Here is a 4,995-nt window from a genome sequence, read left to right on the forward strand (position 1 = left end):
CTATCTTCCAGTACTTACACACTAACTAAAAGCTGTATGACTCAGCACTTAAGCGACGGCTTAACAGAAACTTCGTCGCTATGAACCAACACTTCATTGTGTAGAGCCACCACCCTTCGTCACTCTGAACTAAAACTTTCGTCGCTCTGAACTAAAACTTTCGTCGCTCTGAACTAAAACTTCGTCACTCTGAACTAAAAACTTCGTCGCTCTGAACTAAAAACTTCGTCACTCTGAACTAAAACTTCGTCACTCTGAACTAAAAACGTCATCGCTCTGAACTAAAACTTCGTCACTCTGAACTAAAACTTCGTCGCTCTGAACTTGTTTCAGAGTCCACTCTCATTATCCCACAAAACACATAGACCCTGACCTGCGTCAGGGAGACAATACGGAGTTCTATCTCTGTATTTCCACATTATTATTCCACAAACACCAAGGGCCCTGACCTGCATCAGGGAGACAATACGGAGTTCTATACTCTGTATTTCCACATTATATTCCACAACCCTGACCTGCATCAGGATGACAATACGAAGGCTCTATTAGCCTGTATTTGTAGATCATTCCCCCGAAAACATTGTGAGCCTTAACCAGCATCGGGGAGGTAATTCGCCTCTGGATCAAAACGCAAAAGGCCAACTCAATAAGTTGACCTCTTCCTATATCGCAGGTGTAAACCCCGCCCCTAATGACTTGCATTCATCAATGAAAGCAGCTCAGAGCCGTGCCCGTTATTATATATCGCGCGTACTTCGCTGAGCGTAATAGCACGGCGCCATACTGCAAAATCATCTAAATCCGCTTTTAAATTATAATGATATCTGCCAGTTCCATCTTGACCAATGTTCCAATCAAGCTCTGAACTAATATCACCCACGTTTGAAATATCACCAGCAATAATATTCAACTCACCAGAGGGACTTCCTGCGTACAAAGTTGCCACGCCTTGCCGGTCAAACGATGCCACCAATAACCACCAACCATTAAAAGTGTAATCAATAGGGTCTATGTCTTTTCTATCAGAGCGTGATGAGGCGATGTTAATACCAAAATCATCCCCATTCCCCTCATTAGCAAGCAGTAACGTACCTCGGTTTGCACCACTTACCCAGTTTTTGTTCCCTACAATAACAGGATCACCCACTTGATCACCGCTTACTCTGTACCATGTCATAAGGGTAAAGTCGGTGTCGGTGCCAAAATCTAACTCACTTGGTTTACCTAAAGTTAAGTGCTCTTTTTTGCCATTTATTTTCACATATGTACCAAACTTTCCGTTCGCGCGAAGCTCTGGTGATCCGCCGCCTACCTGAGCATGAGTGTGATTACCCGATGCATCTTCATAGTTGCCATCAAAAGGAAGGTACGTTGTCAGGCCGTGATCAATTCCTTTATCATTTTCCGGTCGAGTATTTTGCCCTTGTACTGTGCCATCCATATTTGCTGGCACAGCCAAACCATGGTGAGCCAGTACAGTGGGGGCCGCATCATAATTGCGCGGAATACCAGACAAATCCCCCTGCTTAGCCACCTTTGATGTGACTAAAAAAGGAATTGTGTAGTTATCAGCAGCATGAATACCGTGCGATGAGCCTCGTCCGCCATGATCTGATGTCACCACAATTTGCCAATCTTCATGAGTAAAATTAGGACGGGCTTTAATCGCCGCTAACAACTGCCCAATTTGACTATCAACGTCATTAATTTCATCTACATAACCATCATCAGATGCCGTAAAACAACAGGCATGGCCTGCCCCATCCACATCGTCTAAAAATATAAATAGTGCATCTATGTCGGTACCTTGTGGCCAGTTTGATGCACTATAGGTACCCTTGATAATATTCACTGCATTTTGGGTGTTAACTGCATCATTTGCATCAATTTTAAGATCCGCCGTGTTAGTAATTTGCATATCGGTTCCCCAAGTCACCAGATACGCAGTATTGAGAGAAGAGTTTGACTGCTCTAATAGTGTTAGATAATGGGGATAGGTTGAATAATTGCCACCCGCAACATTACCATTACCAGTTACACCACTTTTTTTAGCGGTTACACCGGTCATAATACCAACATGATTCGGGCCACTGTTTGGCGCCGCGTCTGTCATCGTTTGCGCATAATGGGCAAACGCAGCTTTATAGCCCGCTGCCCAGGTACCATTGATTAATGTATCAAGGTGAGGCGTGTTCGCATTTTCAATTCCATCTCCACGTAACCCATCAACTGCAATTAGTAATGAGTGTGTACTGGCCAAAGATGCTGAAGACATACCAAGTGCCGTACAGCACAGTGTTGTGTTTAATAGCTGTTTGAATTGGTAACAAAGCGTTGAATATTTATTTTTCATCGTTTTTCCTGTGAGTTAATTGGTCTATCAAATATTGGACTAGACCAGAAAACGATAAACATTAATTATTACTTTTCGGTGATTTAAATATTGCATGTAGATAACAATTTGATGAAATATTCAACAAAACGATACAAAAAATGAATGCTTGCTTAGTAAAGTAGTGACATTAAAGCCATTGATGTAAATCTTAATTAAGTGTGCCAAACCTGAGATTATCTGAACGTTGCTCTGTGATTCATAATACGGAATTATAGATTTTAAATATTCAGGCCAGTTAAAGGCCACCGCTTAAGAGCCACCGCTTAAGATATTGTTTAGTGATAAAATTTGTGCCTGTCCCATCTTACTTTCTTAGCTACTCCATTGATGCAATCGATAGCTGCCGCCAAGTTCCCTCACTTCGTTCAAAAATAACAAGCCCTTTATCCTTTAATAAAACAGTAACAGCATTTTGAGTTGCAAAAAAATATTCAAACTTCTTTTCGATTAATAATACTGAATAAATTGCTGCGACAACATCATCTTCTAATTTCCCCTGTAAAGATGATATGTCGTAACTCCCTTTTTTCATCAACTCCATTACATCTGAGACACTTAATTCCGAGTAATGGAGATCAATTACTAATGCATTTCCACCATTACAATTTTCATAGATAATAGTGCCTCCATATTTTTCTGAAGAAATGCATTTATTTAACTTAACAACGTTATACGCATAGGTATTTTCCGATAATAATAAAAAAACTATAGTTAATAGGTAGTATTTCATTTATAAACTCCTGTATTCTTACCCACCAATAAAAACCTATGTTCATCAAAGAAGCTATCAAACGCTGCTGAATTAGTATAAAAATTACTTCGAATCGCCTGTATATCCCACATAGCGAAAACCTATGATTGACATATATGGACACTCCCAGTATGTCTTGTGAAATTCGTTGTCACTGTCCCATCTTGCTCTGATTCAGATTACTATAAAGAACCAATAAGTAAACCACCAATCATCTCTCCCCTTTCTTTTTTTGAATAATCACTGAAACCCTTAACTGCATTCTCCCTTTTCACAAATGGAAATATCAAGAATGAAATCAAAAGAATAAAAGTGGTTATAAATAAAAACACGCCAATAAAAATTGTAATTTTTGCCATTACAGTCTGTTCATAATAATACAAACTTCCACCTGAGATAAAAAAAATGTATAAGTAAATTTCTTTAATTATCTTTAGAAAGCCACAGGAAAAAACATTTATATCTAATAGGTTATTTTTAAAGTAACTTGCTTTATTCATTTTTTAGATCCTCAGTCAAATATTGAATTGCATCCTCTGCAATTGGAATTGGTGATATACCATCTACAACACTTTTTACAGCTTCTACCCCAGGGTTATCTCCGCTAGCTGCACCTTTAATTGCTCCAGCTGAAGCAACTTTGGCGCTGCCATCAATTGCCTAACACTTCTAGCCGCTTTTGAATCTACTTTCCCTGCTTTTGTTACACCAGATATGGCGGAGTTAATAACTTTTAACCCGCTTGCCCCAACCGCACCACCTAACCCAGAAGCAACAATTTCTTTTCCATCAATATTTGTTAAAGCATCACCTATCGACTCACCATTAACTAAATTCTTTCCGACTTGTGTCGCATATTCTGATACAGTTCCAAGGCCAGCCCTATAATCCATGGTGCGATTGGAAATTGACCGTCAGGGTCAGTATATTTATAAGGGTTATTATTAGCATAAGTGTAGCGTCCGAAACCTTGGACAGGATTCCCACGAGCGATATGCCCCATCGCATCAACAGGATCATTCGAGTAGAAACGACCTATAACTGGATCATAGCATCGTGCCTGCATATAACTTAACCCTAAATCTGTATCAAACTTATGGCCTGTATACCCTACATCATCTTTCGGTGCTTCAATACTTTCACCAAATGGCCTATGGTGTTGGCGACTTTCTGCCACCGTTTTCGGTGTTACATCGCCATACTTAGCAATCAGTTTTTTACCTAGGAGAATGTAACTTGTCCCTTCACCAATGAAGCTGTCCTTTTCACGATATAATAATGTGCCATCTTGGCTGGACATTGAGTAGCTCGTGCCTTTACCCTCCACTTGTTTTACTCGGCGGTTGTGACCGTCATATAAATAGGTATTGCCTTTGGCGCTTTTAAGCTGGTTTACTGCATTAAAGTTCAGGTCAAATTTGCCGCTATGCTTAATGGTACACCCTGCATCATATTTGATGTCTGCATACTTTCCATCTGTGCCCGTCCCCGTTACGGATGTAAGACGATTAAGTGATGTATCATACGAAAAGCCTAGAGATGACACATATGGACACTCCCAGTATGTCTTGTTAAATTCGATTAAGTTAAACATTCGGAGTGACTGCCAAGCGAAATTCAGCTAAATTTGTCCCATCTCTTTTTTGTATAAAAAATATAAAATTACACTCCCTATAACGTTCAGAAACAGCAAGGTTCCAATAGCAACAAAAAAGTTCTTTTGAAGCTTATTACAAACGAATAAAGGAACTACAAGTAGCAACACAAAAACCACACTGATAAAAGAACCAGCGATAGAATGTACAGCTGAACTTGCTGGATCTAAAGATGAAACAACTAAAAAAATTGA

General features: G+C 39.7%; 6 protein-coding genes. All 6 read right to left on the bottom strand.

What is annotated here, in order from left to right:
* Window positions 1-688: 688 nt before the first annotated feature.
* On the bottom strand, window positions 689-2,353 hold the full coding sequence (locus J8M01_RS23515; protein WP_211059562.1) for an alkaline phosphatase family protein: 1,665 nt from the start codon (window positions 2,351-2,353) through the stop codon (window positions 689-691).
* 358 nt (window positions 2,354-2,711) lie between these two features.
* The gene (locus J8M01_RS23520) at window positions 2,712-3,125 is read right to left on the bottom strand and encodes a hypothetical protein (protein WP_211059563.1); all 414 of its coding nucleotides are present in this window, start codon (window positions 3,123-3,125) and stop codon (window positions 2,712-2,714) included.
* Between the two features lie 203 nt (window positions 3,126-3,328).
* Window positions 3,329-3,646 carry a hypothetical protein gene (locus J8M01_RS23525; RefSeq protein ID WP_211059564.1) on the bottom strand — a complete coding sequence of 106 codons (318 nt, stop codon included), beginning with the start codon at window positions 3,644-3,646 and terminating at the stop codon, window positions 3,329-3,331.
* A gap of 84 nt (window positions 3,647-3,730) precedes the next feature.
* On the bottom strand, window positions 3,731-4,039 hold the full coding sequence (locus J8M01_RS23530) for a hypothetical protein (protein ID WP_211059565.1): 309 nt from the start codon (window positions 4,037-4,039) through the stop codon (window positions 3,731-3,733).
* Window positions 3,976-4,740: an RHS repeat-associated core domain-containing protein gene (locus tag J8M01_RS24105; RefSeq protein WP_247671261.1), complete on the bottom strand. Its 765-nt coding sequence runs from the start codon at window positions 4,738-4,740 to the stop codon at window positions 3,976-3,978. Before J8M01_RS24105 ends, J8M01_RS23530 begins: the two co-directional genes overlap by 64 nt.
* 27 nt (window positions 4,741-4,767) lie before the next feature.
* Window positions 4,768-4,995 (bottom strand): hypothetical protein (locus J8M01_RS23540; RefSeq protein ID WP_211059566.1); only part of this gene is annotated, 228 nt, incomplete at its 5' end.

The organism is Pseudoalteromonas sp. MMG005 (genome assembly GCF_018101015.1).
Taxonomy (GTDB): Bacteria; Pseudomonadota; Gammaproteobacteria; order Enterobacterales; family Alteromonadaceae; genus Pseudoalteromonas; species Pseudoalteromonas aurantia.